Here is an 18,235-nt window from a genome sequence, read left to right as displayed (position 1 = left end):
GCAGCAGGAACCGGCAATTCTTGGCCACGGTGAAATTTTCCTAAACCCTGACGCGGTTGCAAAACCGCTTTGTTGCCTGCAAAAGGAAGCCTCGCGACATTTTGGCGGGCGCCCGTGCGGCGCTGCACAATTTCCGCGCTTCCACTTTCGGCCAGGAGGGCCGCAGGGGGCGCGGGCAAGGAGGACGCTTCGGCGAATGCAGGTTCTGGCTCATCATACCCCCGGTGAAGGCCCTCTTCCGCAGGGCCTCTACGATCCGCGCAACGAGCACGATGCCTGCGGCGTCGGCATGGTAGCGCATATCAAGGGGCAGAAGAGCCACGCGATTGTAACGCAAGCGCTTGAAATACTTGCCAATCTCGACCACCGCGGCGCGGTCGGCGCCGATCCGCTGCTGGGCGACGGCGCGGGTATCCTGCTGCAGATTCCCGACCCGCTGTTCCGCAAATGGGCCGAAAAGGAAGGGCACGACCTGCCCGCACCGGGCGATTACGCGGTCGCCATGTGTTTCATGCCGCAGGTGAATGAAGCGCTTGATTTCGTCGAGAAGCAGCTCGAACGCTTCGTGGCCAAGGAAGGCCAGCGGGTCGTGGGCTGGCGCGACGTGCCGACCACGCTCGACGGGCTGGGCGATGCCGTGGTCGCATCGATGCCGGTCATCCGCCAGTGCGTGATCGCGCGCGGCCAGAACTGCCCCGACCAGGATGCTTTCGAGCGCAAGCTGGTGGTCATCCGCAAGCAGACGCTGAACCCGCTCGCCGCGCTGGAGGCCAAGCACGACATCCCGGGTCTCAGCCAGGCCTATATCCCGAGCTTCTCCAGCCGCACCGTGGTCTACAAGGGACTGCTGCTGGCGAACCAGGTCGGCAGCTTCTACGACGATCTGCGCGATCCCGATTGCGTCAGCGCACTGGGCCTCGTCCACCAGCGTTTCAGCACCAACACCTTCCCCAGCTGGCGGCTGGCGCATCCCTATCGCTTCATGGCGCATAATGGCGAGATCAACACCGTTCGCGGAAATGTGAACTGGATGGAGGCCCGCCGCCGCACGATGGAAAGCGAGCTGCTGGGAGCGGATCTCGACAAGATGTGGCCGCTGATCCCGCACGGCCAGTCGGACACCGCCTGCCTCGACAATGCGCTCGAGCTGCTGGTGACCGGCGGTTACAGCCTCGCGCATTCGATGATGATGCTGATGCCCGAGGCATGGGCGAAGAACGAGCTGATGGATCCCGCGCGCCGCGCGTTCTACGAATACCACGCCGCGCTGATGGAGCCGTGGGACGGCCCCGCCGCCGTCTGCTTCACCGATGGCCGCCAGATCGGCGCCTGCCTCGATCGCAACGGCCTGCGCCCCGCGCGCTGGTGCACGACCAAGGACGACCTCGTCGTCCTCGCCTCGGAAAGCGGCGTGCTGCCCTTTGCAGAGGAAGACATCACCCGCAAATGGCGGCTCCAGCCGGGCAAGATGCTGCTGATCGACCTCGAGGAAGGGCGCATCGTCACCGACGAGGAACTGAAGACCGACCTCGCCGCTGCCGAGCCTTACGAGGTATGGCTGGAAAAGGCGCAGTACAAGCTCGCCGATCTCGACCATATCGAACCCGACCTGTCCGAAATCGCGAAAAGCGACATCGCGCTGCTCAACCGCCAGCAGGCCTTCGGCTACACGCAGGAAGACATCCAGCGCTTCCTCGAACCGATGGCCGCGAATGGCGAGGACCCGATCGGATCGATGGGCACCGACACGCCCATCGCCGTGCTCTCTACGCGCAGCCGCCTGCTCTACGATTATTTCAAGCAGAACTTCGCGCAGGTGACCAATCCGCCGATCGACCCGATCCGCGAAGAACTGGTGATGAGCCTGCTGTCGATGATCGGCCCGCGCCCGAACCTGCTGGGCCGCGACGGGGGCACGCACAAGCGGCTGGAAGTTTCGCAGCCCATCCTCACCAACATCGACCTGGCGAAAATCCGCTCGGTCGAAGTGGCGCTGGACGGCGCATTCCGCACCGCGACCATCGACATCACCTGGGACGCGAGTACCGGCGCGGATGGCCTCGCCATGGCGCTGAAGGAAATGTGCTGGGCGGCGACCGAGGCGGTGCTGGGCGATGCCAATATCCTGATCCTGTCCGACCGCGGACAGGGGCCGGACCGGATCGCCATTCCCGCGTTGCTGGCAACGGCGGCGGTCCATCACCAGCTGGTGCGGCAGGGCCTGCGGATGCAGACCGGGCTGGTCATCGAAACCGGCGAGGCGCGCGAAGTGCACCATTTCTGTGCGCTGGCGGGTTACGGCGCGGAAGGGATCAACCCCTATCTCGCCTTCGAGACGCTGGAGGATTTGCGTAGCCGCAAGATGCCCGATCTCGATCCCGACACGGTGCAGAAGAATTTCGTCAAGGCGGTCGGCAAGGGCATCCTCAAGGTCATGTCCAAGATGGGCATATCGACCTACCAGTCCTATTGCGGCGCACAGATCTTCGACGCGGTCGGCCTGTCGAGCGAGTTCGTCGACGCCTATTTCGCCGGCACCGCGACCACCATCGAAGGCATCGGCCTGAAGGAAGTGGCGGAAGAGACCGTGCGCCGCCACGCGCAGGCATTCGGCGACAGCCCGCTCTATAAGGGCATGCTCGATGTGGGCGGCATCTACCAGTACCGCATCCGCGGCGAGGACCATGCCTGGACGCCGCAGAATATTGCTAACCTCCAGCACGCGGTGCGGGGCAGCGATCCCAAGAATTACGCGGAATTCGCAGCCTCGATCAACGAGCAGTCCGAACGCCTGCTGACCATTCGCGGCCTGATGGAACTGAAGAAGGCCGAACGCCCGCTCGACATATCGGAAGTCGAACCCGCTGCCGAAATCGTCAAGCGCTTCAGCACCGGTGCGATGAGCTTCGGTTCGATCAGCCACGAGGCACATTCCACGCTGGCGATCGCGATGAACCGCATGGGCGGTCGTTCGAACACGGGCGAAGGCGGCGAGGAGCCCGAGCGTTTCCGCCCGCTGGAAAACGGCGATTCGATGCGCAGCCGGATCAAGCAGGTGGCCAGCGGGCGCTTCGGCGTGACCACCGAATATCTCGTCAATTCGGACGATATCCAGATCAAGATGGCGCAGGGCGCGAAGCCCGGCGAAGGCGGCCAACTGCCCGGCCACAAGGTCGACAAGCGGATCGGCAAGGTGCGCCATTCGACCCCGGGCGTGGGCCTGATCTCGCCCCCGCCGCACCATGACATCTATTCGATCGAGGATCTGGCGCAGCTGATCCACGACCTCAAGAACGTCCAGCCTGAGGCCCGCATTTCCGTGAAGCTGGTCAGCGAAGTGGGCGTGGGCACGGTGGCTGCAGGCGTGTCCAAATCCAAGGCCGACCATCTGACCATCTCGGGCTATGAAGGCGGCACGGGCGCAAGCCCGCTGACCAGCCTTACCCATGCCGGATCCCCGTGGGAAATAGGCCTTGCCGAGACGCAGCAGACCTTGTTGCTCAACGATCTGCGCAGCCGCATCGCAGTGCAGGTCGACGGCGGGCTGCGCACCGGGCGCGATGTCGCCATCGGCGCCTTGCTGGGCGCGGACGAATTCGGTTTTGCCACCGCCCCGCTGATCGCCGCGGGCTGCATCATGATGCGCAAATGCCACCTCAATACCTGTCCGGTCGGCGTGGCGACGCAGGACCCGGTGCTGCGCAAGCGCTTCACCGGCACGCCCGAACACGTGATCAACTATTTCTTCTTCGTCGCTGAAGAGCTGCGCCAGATCATGGCCGAGATGGGCTTCCGTACGGTGGAAGAGATGGTCGGCCGCGTCGACAAGATCGACATGCGCCGCGTGCGGCGTCACTGGAAGGCGCATGGCATCGACCTGACGCGCATCCTGCACGCCGTGCCGGTCGAAGAGGGCCGGTCGCTCCATCACACAGAGAACCAGGACCACGGCCTTGCCGCGGCGATGGACGTCGAACTGATCGAGGCCTGCAAGCCCGCCATCGAAAGCGGTCAGGCGGTCCAGATTACCCGCACCATCCGCAATGTGAACCGCACGGTCGGCACCATGCTGTCGGGCCGGATTGCAGAGGCTTATGGCCATCACGGCCTGCCGCAGGACACGATCCGGATCGACCTGACCGGAGTGGCCGGACAAAGCTTCGGTGCATGGCTCGCCCACGGCGTGACCATGAGCCTGACCGGCGATGCCAACGACTATGCCGGCAAGGGCCTTTCAGGCGGGCGCATCGCGGTGAAGCCGCCGCAGGGTGTGCCGCGCGAGCCGACCGAGAACATCATCGTCGGCAACACGGTGCTCTACGGCGCGATTGCGGGCGAAGCCTATTTCGCCGGTGTGGCGGGCGAACGCTTTGCCGTGCGCAATTCGGGCGCGGTCGCCGTGGTCGAAGGCACGGGCGACCATCCGTGCGAATACATGACCGGCGGCGTGGTCTGCGTGCTCGGCAAGACGGGCCGCAACTTCGGCGCAGGCATGAGCGGCGGCATCGCCTATGTCTATGATCCGGACGGCGAGTTCACCCGCCTCGTCAACCACGCGCAGGTCGATGTGCTGGACGTGAAACCGGGCGACGGGGAAGGCGCGGAGAAAAGCTGGGGCAAGCCGCAGCAGCGCGCCGTCAGCGTCGACAATCCCGGCATGGGCGATCCGCTCTACCACGATGCCGAACGGCTCAAGCTGCTGGTGGAACGCCATCTACTTCACACCGGATCGGCGCGGGCGAAGGCGCTGCTGGACAACTGGACGAACGAACTGAAGAACTTCCGCAAGGTCATGCCGCGCGATTATGCGCGCGCGCTCAAGCTGCTCGAGGCCGAGCGTGAGGAAGCGGCGATGGAGGCTGCGGAATGAGCTGCCTCCTCCATCCCGTTCGCCCTGAGCTTGTCGAAGGGCCGTCCTTCTTTCCCGGCGCTGCGCTCAAAAGAAAATGCGGTGCTTCGACAAGCTCAGCACGAACGGAAATTTTGACTTTGGACTTGGTGGCAAGCTGATGGGCAAGGAAACCGGCTTTCTCGAATATGAGCGCGAGGAGCGCTCTTACGTCGCACCGGAAGAGCGGCTGAAGACCTATAAGGAATTCGTCCTTCCGCAGGGCGACGACGTGCTGAAGAAGCAGGCCGCGCGCTGCATGAACTGCGGCATTCCCTACTGCCACAACGGCTGTCCGGTGAACAACATCATCCCGGACTGGAACCACCTGGTCTATGAAGACGACTGGAAGAATGCGCTCGAGGTTCTCCACTCGACCAACAATTTCCCCGAATTCACCGGCCGCATCTGCCCCGCACCTTGCGAGGCGGCCTGCACGCTCAACATCGTCGATGCGCCGGTGACGATCAAAAGCATCGAATGCGCGATCATCGACCGCGGTTTTCGCGAAGGCTGGGTCAAGCCCGAAGTGCCGGAAAAGCAGACCGGCAAGTCGGTCGCGGTGATCGGCAGCGGCCCCGCCGGCCTCGCCGCCGCACAGCAACTGGCGCGCGCGGGCCATGCCGTGACGGTGTTCGAAAAATCCGACCGGATCGGCGGATTGCTTCGTTACGGCATTCCCGACTTCAAGATGGAAAAGCATCTCATCAACCGCCGCGCGGTGCAGATGGAAGCCGAGGGTGTGCAGTTCCGCACCTCCAGCGAAGTGGGCGTGGAAGTCAGCTTCACCGCGCTGCAGGAGAATTTCGATGCCATCGTGCTGGCGGGCGGTGCGGAAGAAGCGCGCATGCTCGACATTCCGGGCGCGGAGCTTCCCGGCGTGCGTTTCGCGATGGAATTCCTGACCCAGCAGAACAAGCGCAATGCGGGCGACGACGAAGTGCGCGCCGCCCCGCGCGGTTCACTCACTGCGACCGGCAAGCACGTGATCGTGATCGGCGGCGGTGACACCGGCAGCGACTGCGTGGGCACGAGCAACCGGCAGGGCGCGGCCAGCGTCACCCAGCTCGAAATCATGCCCAAGCCGCCAGAGAAGGAAGACAAGGCGCTGACCTGGCCCGACTGGCCGCTGAAGCTGCGCACTTCCTCCAGCCACGAGGAAGGCGTCGAGCGCGACTGGGCCGTGCTGACCAAGCGCGTGGTCGAAGACGGCGGCGATGTCGCCGGGCTCGAATGCGTGCGGGTGGAGTGGAAGGACGGCCGGATGGTCGAGGTCGAGGGAAGCGAGTTCACGCTCAAGGCCGATCTCATCCTCCTCGCCATGGGCTTTACCGGCCCCAAGCGCCGCGGGCTGCTCGACCGGGCAGGCGTGGAGCTGGATGAGCGCGGCAATGTAAAAGCCGACACCAGCCGCTATGCCACCAGCGAACCGCATGTCTTCGCCTGCGGCGACATGCGGCGCGGGCAGAGCCTTGTGGTCTGGGCCATCCGCGAAGGCCGCCAGTGCGCCCGCGCAGTGGACGAAGCGCTGATGGGCGTCAGCGAACTGCCAAGGTAGGACGGCGCCCGGTCAGTCGAGTGCGACGATGACCTGATCGCCTTCGCGCGCAGGCCCGCAGGCTTCCGCCGGAAGCGGCTCGAACCGCTCGTCGGTCAGCGCGAGGTCGGACAGGCCGTCGAGCTTGAAATAGCCGAGGCTCGGATCCTCGTCGACGCGGCGGTTCTTCTTCGGGTTCACCGCCCCCAGGTAGAGCGCATCGTTGCGCAGGACGATCTGGTGCGGCGCGAGCGTCAGTTCGGCGGCATTGTAGATCGCGCGGATCATCAGCCGTTCGTGCATCGCCTGCCCGACGACGGCCTGCGTGGTTTGGAAGTTGGTTTCATGCTGCATTGCAACAAAAATGCCGATCCTGCGGTCAAATGCAACTGGAAACGTTCGCAGTCGTATTTCCCGGCAGCCGTCACCCGGCTTGGAAGCTAGAGTTTCCAGTCCACCGCCCCGCGCCCCTGTTCTTCCAGGAAAGCATTGGTCCGGCTGAAAGGTCTTGAACCGAAGAAGCCGCGATGGGCCGACAGCGGGCTCGGATGCGGGCTTTCGATGACGAGATGCGGCCCGCTGCGAAGCTTCGGTATCCGTTTCGCCTTCGCCTGTGCGTGGCTTCCCCAGAGGATGAAGACAGAGGGAACGGGCCGGTCCGCCACTGCCGCGATGCAGGCATCGGTTACCGCGTCCCAGCCGCGGCCCGCATGGCTGCCGGCCCGCCCCGCCTCGACCGTCAGCGTGTTGTTGAGCAGCAGCACGCCCTGCATGGCCCAATTCGTAAGATCGCCATCCCTAGGACGGGCGATGCCGCAATCGGATTCCAGTTCCTTGTAGATATTCGCCAGGCTCGGCGGCGGACGCACGCCCTGTGGGACGGAGAAGCTGAGGCCCATCGCCTGTCCCGGACCGTGGTAGGGATCCTGCCCGAGGATCACGACCTTGACCTTGTCGAGCGGGGTCAGTTCGAGCGCCTTCAGCCGGCAACCGCGCGGCGGATAGACGATCTTGCCGGCCCCTTCCTCCGCGCGCAGCCAGCCGCCCAGCCGGCGCGCTTCTTCGGCCTCCAGCACGGGGTCCAGAACCGGCTTCCAGCTTTCGGGTACGCTGTCACTCATCAGCCCATTCTGCCCGCCCTTGTCGCAGGGGGCCAGTCCGCCCTTTCCTACAATCCCCAATGCATCTAAGGCGCAGGGCATGGCAGTTCATTTCCACGAAGAAGACCTTCCCGCAGGCGTGCTCGCCGATGGCCCGGTGGCCGTCGATACCGAGACCATGGGCCTCGTCACCATCCGCGACCGGCTGTGCCTGGTGCAGATCAGCGATGGCAAGGGTGACGAACATCTCGTCCGCTTCGGCCCTGAAAGCGATTACGACGCGCCCAATCTCAAGGCGGTCCTCGCCGATCCGGAGCGTGTGAAGCTGTTCCATTTCGCGCGTTTCGACCTTGCGGCGATCGAATATTACCTCGGCGTCACGGCGGCGCCTTGCTATTGCACCAAGATCGCCAGCAAGCTGGTCCGCACCTATACCGACCGGCACGGCCTCAAGAACCTGGTCGAGGAATTGCTCGGCGAAAGCATGTCCAAGGTCCAGCAAAGCTCGGACTGGGGCGGCCCCGAACTGAACGAGGCGCAGCGCGATTACGCAGCCTCCGACGTGCGCTTCCTCCACCGGATGAAGGAAGAACTCGACCGCCGTCTCGAACGCGAAGGCCGGATGGAACTGGCGCAGGCCTGTTTCGATTTCCTTCCCGCCCGGGCGCATCTCGATATTCTCGGCTGGCAGGATCACGATATCTTCAGCCACGCGTCAGCCTGAGGGGAGCAGGTAAGCCGGCATGGTATTCCGCAAGCGCAGGATCGAAACGCAGGAGGCGAAGCAATTGCGCTCGCGCCGCCAGCATTTCGCCGCGCCCGGCGGAAGCCACGACCGGCTGGTCAGCTTCCTCGTCCGGGCCCTGCCGATGGGCGTCGGCGTACTTGCCGCGCTGATGATCATCACGCCGCTTTCCCCGCGCGGAGAGATCAGCTTCCTGCTCGATCGCAACGAAGTGGCGGTCATCCAGGAACGGCTGCGCGTCGACAATGCGCTCTACCGCGGGCAGGATGCGCAAGGCCGGCCATTTTCGCTGACCGCCGGAGAAGCGGTCCAGCGATCGAGTATCGAGGGGATCGTGCGGATGGACGAGCTCGTCGCACGGATGTTGCTGGCCGAGGGACCCGCGCGGGTCGAGGCCCCCGGCGGGCAGTATGACATCAATGAAGAAGTGGTCGCCGTGAACGGGACCATGCGCATGGTGGCTGCCGACGGTTACCGCATGCGCGCCAGCGGGGTCTCGCTCGACCTCAACAACAAGACGCTGGAAGGAGCGGGCGGAGTCGAGGGAGCAGTTCCCGCAGGCACATTCAGCGCCAACCGGCTCGATGCAGATCTGGCCGAACGCCGGATAACCCTTTCGGGGAATGCGCGGCTGCGTATGGAGCCCGGAAAGCTAAGGATGCCCTGATGAAGAGTCATTTGCCCACCATGGCCAAGAGCGCGGCTGCAGGCTTCGCACTGACGCTCGCGGCGCTTGCCGGAATGCAGCTGTCCGCGCAGGCGATTGCGGGGCATAATTCGAACGCGCCCGTATCCTACGCCGCCGACCGGATCGAATTGCAGGACCGGCAGAACCGCGTGGTCCTGTCGGGCAACGTCCAGATCACGCAGGCGGGGCTGAACCTCAATGCGGCGCGCACCATCGTGAACTATTCCGATACGGGCAACCTGAGTATCCAGCGCATCATGGCGACCGGCGGCGTCAACGTCACCCGCGGCAACGAACGCGCGCGGGGCGATACAGCGGTCTATGATTTCAATCGCCGGATCATCACTATGGCCGGCAATGTGCGGCTCAATCGCGGCGGTGACACGCTCAATGGAGGACGGCTTGTGATCGACCTGGCCAGCGGCGTGTCGAGCGTCGACGGCCGGGCCAGCGGTTCCTCGGGCGTCACCGGCACCGGATCGACTTCATCGAACGGTCGCGTAACCGGGACCTTCTCCGTCCCGCAGGACTAGGCCGCGCTAACGCCGCCCCGCACCGGCAACGCGTGCGATGCCGGTCAGGCCCTGGGCAAGCAGCAATTCGGAAGACTGGCTGTTCGTCAGCAGTTCACGGTGCAGTTCGGTCAGACGCAGCGTCAGCCGGTCGAGCTTGGGGCCGCGCCAGCGCTGGACCTGCTCTGCTATGTCGCGCTCTTCCTTCCAGAAGATGCCGAGCCGCGCTTTCTCCCCCTTGTCGAGATCCTGGTAACGGCGATTGCCCAGCGCGGCAGAGATACGGGCAAGCTGCGCCGCCCGCCGTTCCACCGCGAGCAGCGTACCGACGGGGTTGAGCCCGATCTGCTTCATCCGCGCGATTTCGGTGGCTACCTTCGCGCCTTGCCCCGCCATCACCGCATTGACCAGCGAGGCGAAGCCTTCCTCCTCGCTCGCCGCGCCGACGGCATCGAGGTGTTCCATATTCGCGGGCTTGGGCGCTTGCGGGCTGGCATCGAGATAGGTCGCAAGCTTGGTCACCTCGCTCTGTGCCAGCCTCACATCCAGATTGGCGCCGCGCGCAATTCGCTCCGCCACCGCTCCATCCAGCCGCACGCCCGCCGTATCGCCCATCCCCCGGACGACTTGGGTGACCGAGCGCAGATCGGGCGGATAGAACATCGCGACAAGCGCATCCTTGCGCTTTTCGAGCAGTTTCGCGGTGCGCGACTTGTCGGTGGCCGAAGTGGCGACGACGATTACCGGGCAAGCTGCGCCCGCGCCCGTATCACCCGTTTCGACGAGCGTCTTCAGCGCTTCATGTGCCTCGTCGCCTGCAACGCGGGACCAGATGTGGCGGCTATCGCCAAAGAGCGAGGTGGAACGTGCTTCATCGCCCAGTTTCGCCGGATCGGCGCGAAGTTCGGCACCGGGTATCTCGACGCGCTCGCCGGGTTCGGGGAGCATAGCGACAAGGTCGTTCGCTGCGGCACTTGCCCCTGCCTCGTCCTGTCCGCAGAAGAAGAATATCGTGCAGCTTTCCGCTGCATTCCGGGCCTTGGCGGCGAAATCGCGGCTGGTGAGCTTCACCGGTCCCGAAGCGTCAACGCGACGCGGGTAACGATGCGGTCGGCGATTTCCTTCGTCAGGTTCTCCAGCGCCGTATTTTCTGCGGCGATGGTCGCATATTCGCTGGAAACGACATCGATTCCGGCATCTGCGCCTTCGGTCGCGTCGAGCAGGATCTCGCCTGTCGAAGCATCCACCAATTGGTAACGCGCGCGCAGGGTGCGGCGTTCGCGGCTGATGGTATCGTCGGCCAGCACGCCGAGACCTGCTAGGCTATCGTCGAGGCGAACGTCGAGCCTGTAGCGGGAGTCTGCGACACCCGCCGCGCCGAGCTTTTCGTTCAGGGCATTGCGGACCAGCCAGCCTGCCTTGCCCTGGATCGGCGGCACGTCGACCGCCGCCAGGCTCTGCGCAACCGCGCCGTTGCTGCCGCCCGCATACATGGGAGACAGCGAACAGCCGGGCAGCGCCAGCGCGATGGAAAGGGCAAGGAATATCCGCATCAGGTGACGATATTCACCAATCTGTCCGGCACGACAATGACCTTGCGGATTTCTGCACCATCGATCGAACGCTGGACGTTCTCGGAAGCGAGAGCCATTGCCTCGAGATCTTCCTTCGAAGCGCCCTTGGGTGCGGTAAGCGTATCGCGCAATTTGCCCTTGTGCTGGACGGCGATGGTCACCTCGTCCTCGACCAGCAGCGCCGGATCGACCTCGGGCCATGCGGCATCGGCGACCATGCCCGTTTCGCCGAGCGTGGCCCATGCTTCCTCGGCGAGGTGCGGCATCATCGGGGCCACGAGCTGGACCAGCGTGCGGATGGCATGGCTGCGGCTGGCGGAAGGCGCGGCCTTTTCGACTGCGCCGGTCAGTTCGTAAATGCGTGCGACCGCCTTGTTGAAGCCGAGCGCCTCGATATCCTCGGCCACGGCAGCGATGGTCTGGTGGGTCTTGCGCGCCAGCGCCTTGTCCTCGCCCTGCGCTCCGGCATCATAGGCTGTGAACAGGCGCCAGAGGCGGTGGACGAAGCGGCTGCAGCCTTCGATGCCCGCTTCGGACCACGGCAAATCGCGTTCGGGCGGGCTGTCGGAGAGCATGAACCAGCGCACTGCATCGGCGCCATAGGTGTCGATGATCGTGTCGGGGTCGACGACGTTCTTCTTCGACTTCGACATCTTGATGACGCGGCCGATCTCGACCTCGCCGCCATCGGCGCTCAGCAAGGCACGGTTTGCCTCGCGGCTGATCTCGTCGGGCGCGTAATAGACGGTCTTCCCGCCTTCCTTGCGGCTGTAGGTCTCGTGCGTCACCATGCCCTGCGTGAACAGCGAGGCGAAGGGCTCGGTCACCTCGATCTGTCCCATATGCGCCAGCGCGCGGGTCCAGAAGCGCGCATAGAGCAGGTGCAGGATCGCGTGTTCGATCCCGCCGATATATTGCTCGACCGGCAGCCACTTGGCGATTTCGTCCTTGTCGAAGGGCTTGTCCGCAGGCTGGCTGGCGAAGCGCAGGAAATACCACGAACTGTCGACGAAAGTGTCGAGCGTGTCGGTCTCGCGTTCCGCCTTGCCGCCGCATTTCGGACAATCGACATGCTTCCACGTCGGATGGCGCAGCAACGGATTGCCGGGCGTCTTGAAATCGACGTCTTCGGGCAGCGTGATCGGCAGGCTATCCTTGGAAGCCGGCACAACGCCGCAGCTCTCGCAATGGATGAAGGGGATCGGTGTGCCCCAGTAGCGCTGGCGCGAAACGCCCCAGTCGCGCAGGCGCCAGACGGTCTTGCCCTGGCCGCGACCCTGCTGCTCGATCCGGCGGATGATTTCGCGTTTGGCGTCTTCGACTTCCATGCCGTCGAGGAAATCCGAATTGACGATCACGCCTTCGCCCGCCTCGGCCTCGCCGTCGAACGGCTTGTCGGCGTCCTCCACGCTGGGCGCGACTACGCGGGGGATTGGGAGACCGTACTTCGTCGCGAACTCGAAGTCGCGCTGGTCGTGCCCCGGCACCGCCATGATCGCGCCGGTGCCGTAATTCATCAGCACGAAATTCGCGATATAGACCGGCAGGTGTTCTCCGGTGAACGGGTGAACCGCACCGATTCCGGTGTCGAAGCCGAGCTTCTCGGCCGTTTCGAGTTCGGCTGCTGTCGTGCCACCCTTCTTACAGGTTTCGATGAATTTCGCGGCATCGCAATTGTTCATCGCCACGCCTTGCGCCACCGGATGATCCGCCGCCACCGCGACGAAGCTCGCGCCGAAAATCGTGTCGGGACGCGTGGTATAGACCGGCAGCTTCTCGCCGTTCGAAAGATCGAAGCTGAACTCCAGCCCCTTGGACTTGCCGATCCAGTTTTCCTGCATCAGCCGGACCTTGTCGGGCCAGTTCTCCAGACTGCCCAACCCTTCGAGCAGTTCCTCGGCGAAGTCGGTGATCTTGAGGAACCACTGGTTGAGCTTGCGCTTCTCGACCTCGGCGCCGCTGCGCCAGCCCTTGCCGTCGATTACCTGCTCGTTGGCGAGCACGGTCATGTCGACCGGGTCCCAATTGACCTCGCTTTCCTTGCGATAGACGAGACCCGCTTCGTAGAGGTCGATGAAGAGCGCCTGCTCATGGCCGTAATAGTCGGGCTCGCAGGTCGCGAGTTCACGGCTCCAGTCGAGCGCGAAGCCGAGGCGCTTCAGCTGCGCCTTCATGTGTTCGATATTGTCGCGGGTCCAGCCGCCGGGATGCACACCCTTTTCCATCGCCGCGTTTTCCGCCGGCATGCCGAAGGCGTCCCAGCCCATCGGGTGCAGGACCTCGTGCCCGGTTGCCTTCTTGTAGCGCGCCAGCACATCGCCCATCGTGTAGTTGCGTACATGGCCGATGTGGATGCGTCCCGAAGGATAGGGGAACATCTCGAGCACGTAGCTCTTGGGCTTTGCTGAATTGCTGTCGGCGCGGAAGGTCTGCGCCTTGTCCCAGGCGGCCTGCCAGCGTGCGTCGGCCTGCGCCGGATCGAAACGGGTGTCACTCATGGAGGACGCCTGTAAGGATTTCAGACGCGAATGGAACCCGCTTGCTTAGTTGGCGATCGCCTGGCGGCGCAGTTCGCGAGCCTTGGTCAGGATGATGTCTTCCAGCTTCTGGACCGTGGCGGCCTGAACCGGGGCATCGACCCAGCTTCCGGCCTGGTTCACCTGGCGGCTGGCGGCAACGCGCAGGGCATCGGCGCGCAGGTCCGTATCGAGGATCGAAACGGTCATCTTGACCCGCTCGCCCGGATTGCTGGGGTTGGCGTACCAGTCGGTGACGATGACGCCGCCTGCCGAATCCGCCTGCAACAGGGGTGCGAACCCGACCGCTTCGAGCGCAGCGCGCCAGAGATAGGAATTCACGCCGATGGTCGAAACCTGTGCCGCAGCGAGATCGGCCCGTGGACGGTCGCTGCTCGAGCAAGCCGCAAGGCCGATGCTGGCCACGCCGAGGATGGCGATGGCGGCGGGACGGCGGAAGCTACGGTGTGCGGTCATGAACGGTCCTCGGATCGGGTAATAACGTTGCGGCTCTATAAAGACTGCGTGGACGGGAGCAAGCATTGGCTTTCCCCACCATCGGCGAGAGTTGGCATAGACGCCCCTCGCGCGTGAATGCGCCCTTAATCGTGTGGCGCCCCTGTGTGACTCGCGCAACACCCTTGTCCCGTATTGGCCCGGCCCTGTGGAAAAGCTGGTCAAGGCAGGGACGAAGCCTTACATTCCTGATGTTTCCGGAGTCGTTCGGGAACGGTTAAGGGGGAAATGCCTTATTAAGGTACGAACTCCGCGAGATTGGGGATATAGAGGCGTTCGATGGGCAATGCGAAGATCAGCAGGAGTAAGGGACGGTTAGCGCCGGCCATGCTTGCTGTCGCAGGCCTTGCGCTGGTTGTTCCGGCAGCAGGTTTCGCCGTCACGTCTTCGGAAAACCTCCCGGCCTCCAATTCGATCGATTTCCTCCCTTTCACCCCAGCCGGTGCGGATCCGGAACTGGCCCAGAAAGTGGCCGAGATCGTCGGGGAAGACGCTCTTCGTTTCACCCCCGCCAGCAAACCGGCACCGCAGCGTGACCGCACGGTCAACTTCGCCGTCCGCGTGAACGAAGCGGCCGTCCGCACCCTCTCCGGTCGGGGCGGATTCGAATCGCTTACCCTGGGCGGCTCCGAACAGGCTGGATTGCCTGTCGCACCCACTCGGTACAATCTGGGTATCGCGCGCGGTTACCAGAGCTTCGCCCAGCCGACGCGGAGCGTTTCCGCTGCCGCTGTCGCCGAAGGGCTGAAGGACATTTCGATGCCCGATCTGTCCAAGTTCGACAGCCGCAAAGATGATGGAAAGCCCGACCGCTTCCAGTCGCGAATTGCGCTGCAGCAGGAAGGTCGTACCGGCAGTGCGCCACGGACGCTCGAAGGTGCGGGCACCCAGCGTGTCGACCTCGGTGGTTCGTACCGCCTGAGCCGCAATCTCGACGTGACGGCCGGTGTCCGGCTATCGCAGGATCGCGACCGCCTGGGACCGCTCACCGACGGCCTGGAAGACGACCAGGCAGTTTACGTCGGAACCCAAATCCGCTTCTGATTCGCGCAGAACGCGCACTCTCCCTCGAAGAAATACGATTGTTCGCCGCCGATCGGAGGCGGTTTGACTTTACGCTGTCGTGTTCCCGTGCGTAGAACACTATCTAACGCTACGGAATGGCCAGGGAGAGATTTTATGGGACGTGTTGCCATCGTAACCGGTGGAACGCGCGGCATCGGGCGCGCAATCTGCGAGAGGCTGCGTGACGAGCGCGATTGCAAGGTCGTCGCCAATTACGCCGGGAACGAGGAAGCGGCGAGGAAATTTACCGACGAGACCGGCATCCCCACCGTCAAATTCGATGTCGGCGATTTCGACGCGGTCCAGGATGCCTGCAAGAAAGTCGAACAGGAGCATGGCCCGATCGAAATCGTGGTCAATAATGCGGGGATCACGCGCGACGGCACGCTCCTGAAGATGAGCTATGAGGATTGGGATGCGGTGATGCGCACCAATCTCGGCGGCTGCTTTAACATGGCAAAGGCCACTTTCGCCGGAATGAAGGAGCGCGGTTGGGGCAGGATCGTCAATATCGGTTCGATCAACGGCCAGGCAGGGCAATACGGCCAGGTCAATTACGCCGCCGCGAAAAGCGGCATTCATGGGTTTACAAAGGCACTCGCCCAGGAAGGCGCGCGCTTCGGCATCACCGTCAACGCCATCGCACCGGGCTATATCGATACGGATATGGTCGCCGCCGTCCCCGAACCCGTGCTGGAGAAGATCGTCGCCAAAATCCCCGTGGGCCGTCTCGGCAAGGCCAGTGAGATCGCACGCGGCGTGAGCTTCCTGGTGTCGGAACATGGCGAATTCGTCACCGGCTCGACCATGAGCATCAACGGCGGCCAGCATATGTATTGAGGCTCGGGGCGGGCTCCCGGCGCGTGCCGGAAGCCCGCCCAGCGTCAGTCAGCCATAATCCCGACGACCTTCCACACGCCCTCTTCCTGTTGGAGGGTGATGGTCTCGATAATCTCGTCCTTGCTGTTTGCGTAACGCGTCGCGAAGGCGACTTCCTGATAACCGTATGGCGGTGCGTTGAGATAGCGGATCGTGAGCAAATCGCGTGAAACAAGAGCGCCGAGCGGGGCGCGTACCTGCTCTGCGGCACTCGTCCAGCCCGTCACGGTATTCACGTCGCGGAAGGCCTTGCCTGCCGCATCGAAGCTGGCCTGCCAGTCGCCTACATCGGTCAATGCCAGCCAATCGCGCGCAGCCGCAACGACGGCAGCATCGCTCGCCGGCGTTTCGATGGGCGCGGTTTGCTGTAGTGGTTGGGCGAAATGTGACGTCAGAATAAGCCCGGCGGCAAACAAGGTCATCATGACAAGAACTCCTGCAAGGATGCGGCGAGCCGGTTTGCTTGCCGCGTTCTGTCCCGTTTCGCCGGATTCGGCGGGACGAGCAGCCCCAAATTCTTTGTCTGCAAGATTTTGAGGTGCGGTACCCTCGCTTTCGAGGAGCATGCGGCCGGCCTCGCGACTGCTGGTGACCCCAAGCTTGCGACGAGCTATCCGGAGGCGCTCGTTGATCGTGTGAACCGAGAGCGAAAGCTCGTTCGCCATCGATTTCGCATCGTGCCCGCGAACGATCAGACGGAGCGTTTCCTTCTCCTTGTCCGTGAGTTCTTCGAGGCCGTCCATCCGGGATATGGTCGCGCAACTTGCCACAATGGGCAAAGGAATATCGACAGCCCCTTCTGCCAGCTACCCCGAAAAATTAGTAGGCGCCCATTCCCTAGCGCTATTCGGGTCCGCGCGAGTCGGGACGCCATTTTCCGCTCCTGCCTTGACGACACCATTGGGTCGCCGGGGAGGTGGCCTGCAGGCCCTGCTCGAATCGCGAGTAGCTGACCTGGCGGCATTCACGGGTTCCGTAGGTAACGATCCCGCTCACCAGTACATAGCCACGTTCGCCATCCTCGCGCCAAAGCTGCGCTTTGCCGCTGCGCAAGGCCCGAGATGTCTCGCGGTCGACCGAGCCTGCTGGGGGGCCCATGAATGCCGGGGCGGGATCTTCGCGGGGTGGAGGGGGGAAATTGAAGGTCTGTTCGGTGGTCCGCAGTTCGCTTTCGTTTCGGTGTCGGTCGGACTGTTCCTGCAGAATTGGGACTGTGTTCTCGCTCTCGTCGACCTGCGCAGGCTCCGGCTCGGCCTCTCCCCAGATGAAAGGCGTGTCGTCCTGCTTTACCGGTTCATCGGGATCAAGCCGCACGTACTCGTCATTTAGTTCGATGTCGTCGGAGAAAATATAGATTGCAAGGGCGGCGGTAGCGATTGCCGCACCGCCGAAGAACAGCATAAGCCACCCGCTCAATCTTTCGCGGCGCTCCATCTCGGCAAGTTCCTTGGCCGTGTAACTTACCGGCCGGGGAGGTAGAGGGCCAGGCGGGAGCGCGGGCTGCCCCGGCGCGCCCCGATCCTTTCCGCCTTTTGCCTTGTCTTCGCTCACATTAAACCGCGCAGTCTGCCGTTTGTAAGGAACAAGGTATCGACGACTGCATGTTTTATCGCAAGTGCGCCCGTGGCAGAAGGTTCGAATGACGACTCCCTATCATCCGCCCGTCAAATACTCGCTCCGTATCGAAGGGCATCGTACGTCCGTCAGCCTGGAGCCGTATTTCTGGGAGTTATTGCGCCAGGCGGCGGCGCGGCGCGGGATTGCGGTCAACACGCTGGTAGCCAGCATCGATGCCGACCGTATTCGCAGCAGTACTCCCCCGGGCCTTGCGGGAGCCATTCGGCTCTGGCTGGTCACGCATGAGCTGGTGCCTTCATACGAAAAGGGCGGCGGAATCGCTCCCGCCGCCCTTCCGGAATAAAGTCGAAACCGTCTGATCAGTATTTTGCGGTCGCGTCGCTTGCCGGATAGGTCTCGTCCAGCGCTTCGTCGATTGAACTCATCCTGTCGTGCGAAGCCGTGGATTCCGATCCGGCATTGCGGAAATTGCCTTCCGGTTCACCACCCGCAAAAGCGACGCCATTTCTGTCGACGCGGTTTTTTTCGTAATAGCGGTAGCCGGCATAGCCGAGGGCACCGAGTGCTGCGAGCTTGAAGATCATGATAACTTCCCTTTCGAGTAAGTGACTTACACCAACCAACGGTCGGCCAGCAC

At 63.6% G+C, this 18,235-nt stretch carries 17 protein-coding genes; 8 read left to right on the top strand and 9 right to left on the bottom strand.

Annotation, left to right across the window (positions count from 1 at the left end):
- Window positions 1-196 precede the first annotated feature (196 nt).
- A complete protein-coding gene (gltB, locus tag K3180_RS04705) occupies window positions 197-4,870 on the top strand; it encodes a glutamate synthase large subunit (RefSeq protein WP_221538528.1) in 4,674 nt (1,557 codons plus the stop codon).
- Between the two features lie 139 nt (window positions 4,871-5,009).
- On the top strand, window positions 5,010-6,446 hold the full coding sequence (locus K3180_RS04700) for a glutamate synthase subunit beta (RefSeq protein ID WP_221538526.1): 1,437 nt from the start codon (window positions 5,010-5,012) through the stop codon (window positions 6,444-6,446).
- A 12-nt stretch (window positions 6,447-6,458) separates the two neighbouring features.
- Here the strand turns inward: K3180_RS04700 and K3180_RS04695 are convergent, their stop codons facing one another.
- Together K3180_RS04695 and K3180_RS04690 are read right to left on the bottom strand one after the other, a co-directional pair.
- Window positions 6,459-6,779, bottom strand: coding sequence for a WYL domain-containing protein (locus K3180_RS04695; protein WP_221538524.1), 321 nt, complete (start codon window positions 6,777-6,779; stop codon window positions 6,459-6,461).
- A gap of 86 nt (window positions 6,780-6,865) precedes the next feature.
- Complete coding sequence (locus K3180_RS04690; RefSeq protein ID WP_221538522.1) at window positions 6,866-7,546, bottom strand: uracil-DNA glycosylase; 681 nt, start codon at window positions 7,544-7,546, stop codon at window positions 6,866-6,868.
- Window positions 7,547-7,625: 79 nt separating this feature from the next.
- On the opposite strand from K3180_RS04690, the gene K3180_RS04685 reads away from it, so the two are divergent.
- From K3180_RS04685 to K3180_RS04675, 3 genes are read left to right on the top strand one after another with little or no spacing between them, the layout of a single operon-like run.
- On the top strand, window positions 7,626-8,249 hold the full coding sequence (locus K3180_RS04685) for a ribonuclease D (RefSeq protein WP_221538520.1): 624 nt from the start codon (window positions 7,626-7,628) through the stop codon (window positions 8,247-8,249).
- Between the two features lie 19 nt (window positions 8,250-8,268).
- A complete protein-coding gene (lptC, locus tag K3180_RS04680) occupies window positions 8,269-8,937 on the top strand; it encodes an LPS export ABC transporter periplasmic protein LptC (protein ID WP_221538519.1) in 669 nt (222 codons plus the stop codon).
- The gene (locus K3180_RS04675; protein ID WP_221538516.1) at window positions 8,937-9,491 is read left to right on the top strand and encodes an LptA/OstA family protein; all 555 of its coding nucleotides are present in this window, start codon (window positions 8,937-8,939) and stop codon (window positions 9,489-9,491) included. Before lptC ends, K3180_RS04675 begins: the two co-directional genes overlap by 1 nt.
- Window positions 9,492-9,497: 6 nt before the next feature.
- Here the strand turns inward: K3180_RS04675 and holA are convergent, their stop codons facing one another.
- From holA to K3180_RS04655, 4 genes are read right to left on the bottom strand one after another with little or no spacing between them, the layout of a single operon-like run.
- Complete coding sequence (gene holA, locus K3180_RS04670) at window positions 9,498-10,541, bottom strand: DNA polymerase III subunit delta (RefSeq protein ID WP_221538514.1); 1,044 nt, start codon at window positions 10,539-10,541, stop codon at window positions 9,498-9,500.
- A complete protein-coding gene (gene lptE / locus K3180_RS04665; RefSeq protein WP_221538513.1) occupies window positions 10,538-11,023 on the bottom strand; it encodes an LPS assembly lipoprotein LptE in 486 nt (161 codons plus the stop codon). The genes holA and lptE overlap by 4 nt, the downstream gene beginning before the upstream one ends.
- The gene (leuS, locus tag K3180_RS04660; protein WP_221538512.1) at window positions 11,023-13,542 is read right to left on the bottom strand and encodes a leucine--tRNA ligase; all 2,520 of its coding nucleotides are present in this window, start codon (window positions 13,540-13,542) and stop codon (window positions 11,023-11,025) included. Before leuS ends, lptE begins: the two co-directional genes overlap by 1 nt.
- A gap of 45 nt (window positions 13,543-13,587) precedes the next feature.
- A complete protein-coding gene (locus tag K3180_RS04655) occupies window positions 13,588-14,037 on the bottom strand; it encodes a DUF3576 domain-containing protein (RefSeq protein WP_221538511.1) in 450 nt (149 codons plus the stop codon).
- 366 nt (window positions 14,038-14,403) lie between these two features.
- On the opposite strand from K3180_RS04655, the gene K3180_RS04650 reads away from it, so the two are divergent.
- Together K3180_RS04650 and phbB are read left to right on the top strand one after the other, a co-directional pair.
- On the top strand, window positions 14,404-15,120 hold the full coding sequence (locus K3180_RS04650; RefSeq protein WP_247710315.1) for a hypothetical protein: 717 nt from the start codon (window positions 14,404-14,406) through the stop codon (window positions 15,118-15,120).
- Window positions 15,121-15,255: 135 nt separating this feature from the next.
- Window positions 15,256-15,981 (top strand): acetoacetyl-CoA reductase, encoded by a 726-nt coding sequence (phbB, locus tag K3180_RS04645; RefSeq protein ID WP_221538509.1) that lies wholly within the window; start codon window positions 15,256-15,258, stop codon window positions 15,979-15,981.
- Window positions 15,982-16,025: 44 nt separating this feature from the next.
- Here phbB and K3180_RS04640 read toward each other — a convergent pair whose 3' ends face one another.
- Together K3180_RS04640 and K3180_RS04635 are read right to left on the bottom strand one after the other, a co-directional pair.
- Window positions 16,026-16,763, bottom strand: a complete 738-nt coding sequence (locus tag K3180_RS04640) for a helix-turn-helix domain-containing protein (protein ID WP_221538508.1) — start codon at window positions 16,761-16,763, stop codon at window positions 16,026-16,028.
- Window positions 16,764-16,863: 100 nt separating this feature from the next.
- A complete protein-coding gene (locus K3180_RS04635; protein WP_221538507.1) occupies window positions 16,864-17,571 on the bottom strand; it encodes a hypothetical protein in 708 nt (235 codons plus the stop codon).
- 88 nt (window positions 17,572-17,659) lie between these two features.
- Here K3180_RS04635 and K3180_RS04630 point away from each other — a divergent pair, with 88 nt between their 5' ends.
- On the top strand, window positions 17,660-17,941 hold the full coding sequence (locus K3180_RS04630; RefSeq protein WP_221538506.1) for a ribbon-helix-helix domain-containing protein: 282 nt from the start codon (window positions 17,660-17,662) through the stop codon (window positions 17,939-17,941).
- A 16-nt stretch (window positions 17,942-17,957) separates the two neighbouring features.
- Here the strand turns inward: K3180_RS04630 and K3180_RS04625 are convergent, their stop codons facing one another.
- Entirely contained in the window at window positions 17,958-18,182 is a 225-nt protein-coding gene (locus K3180_RS04625; protein ID WP_221538505.1) for a hypothetical protein, read from the bottom strand.
- Window positions 18,183-18,235: the final 53 nt, after the last annotated feature.

The sequence above is a fragment of the Qipengyuania huizhouensis genome (assembly GCF_019711635.1).
GTDB lineage: Bacteria > Pseudomonadota > Alphaproteobacteria > Sphingomonadales > Sphingomonadaceae > Qipengyuania > Qipengyuania huizhouensis.
The sequence above is the reverse complement of the archived record's forward strand: the minus strand, read 5'-3'. Positions and strand labels throughout refer to the sequence as shown.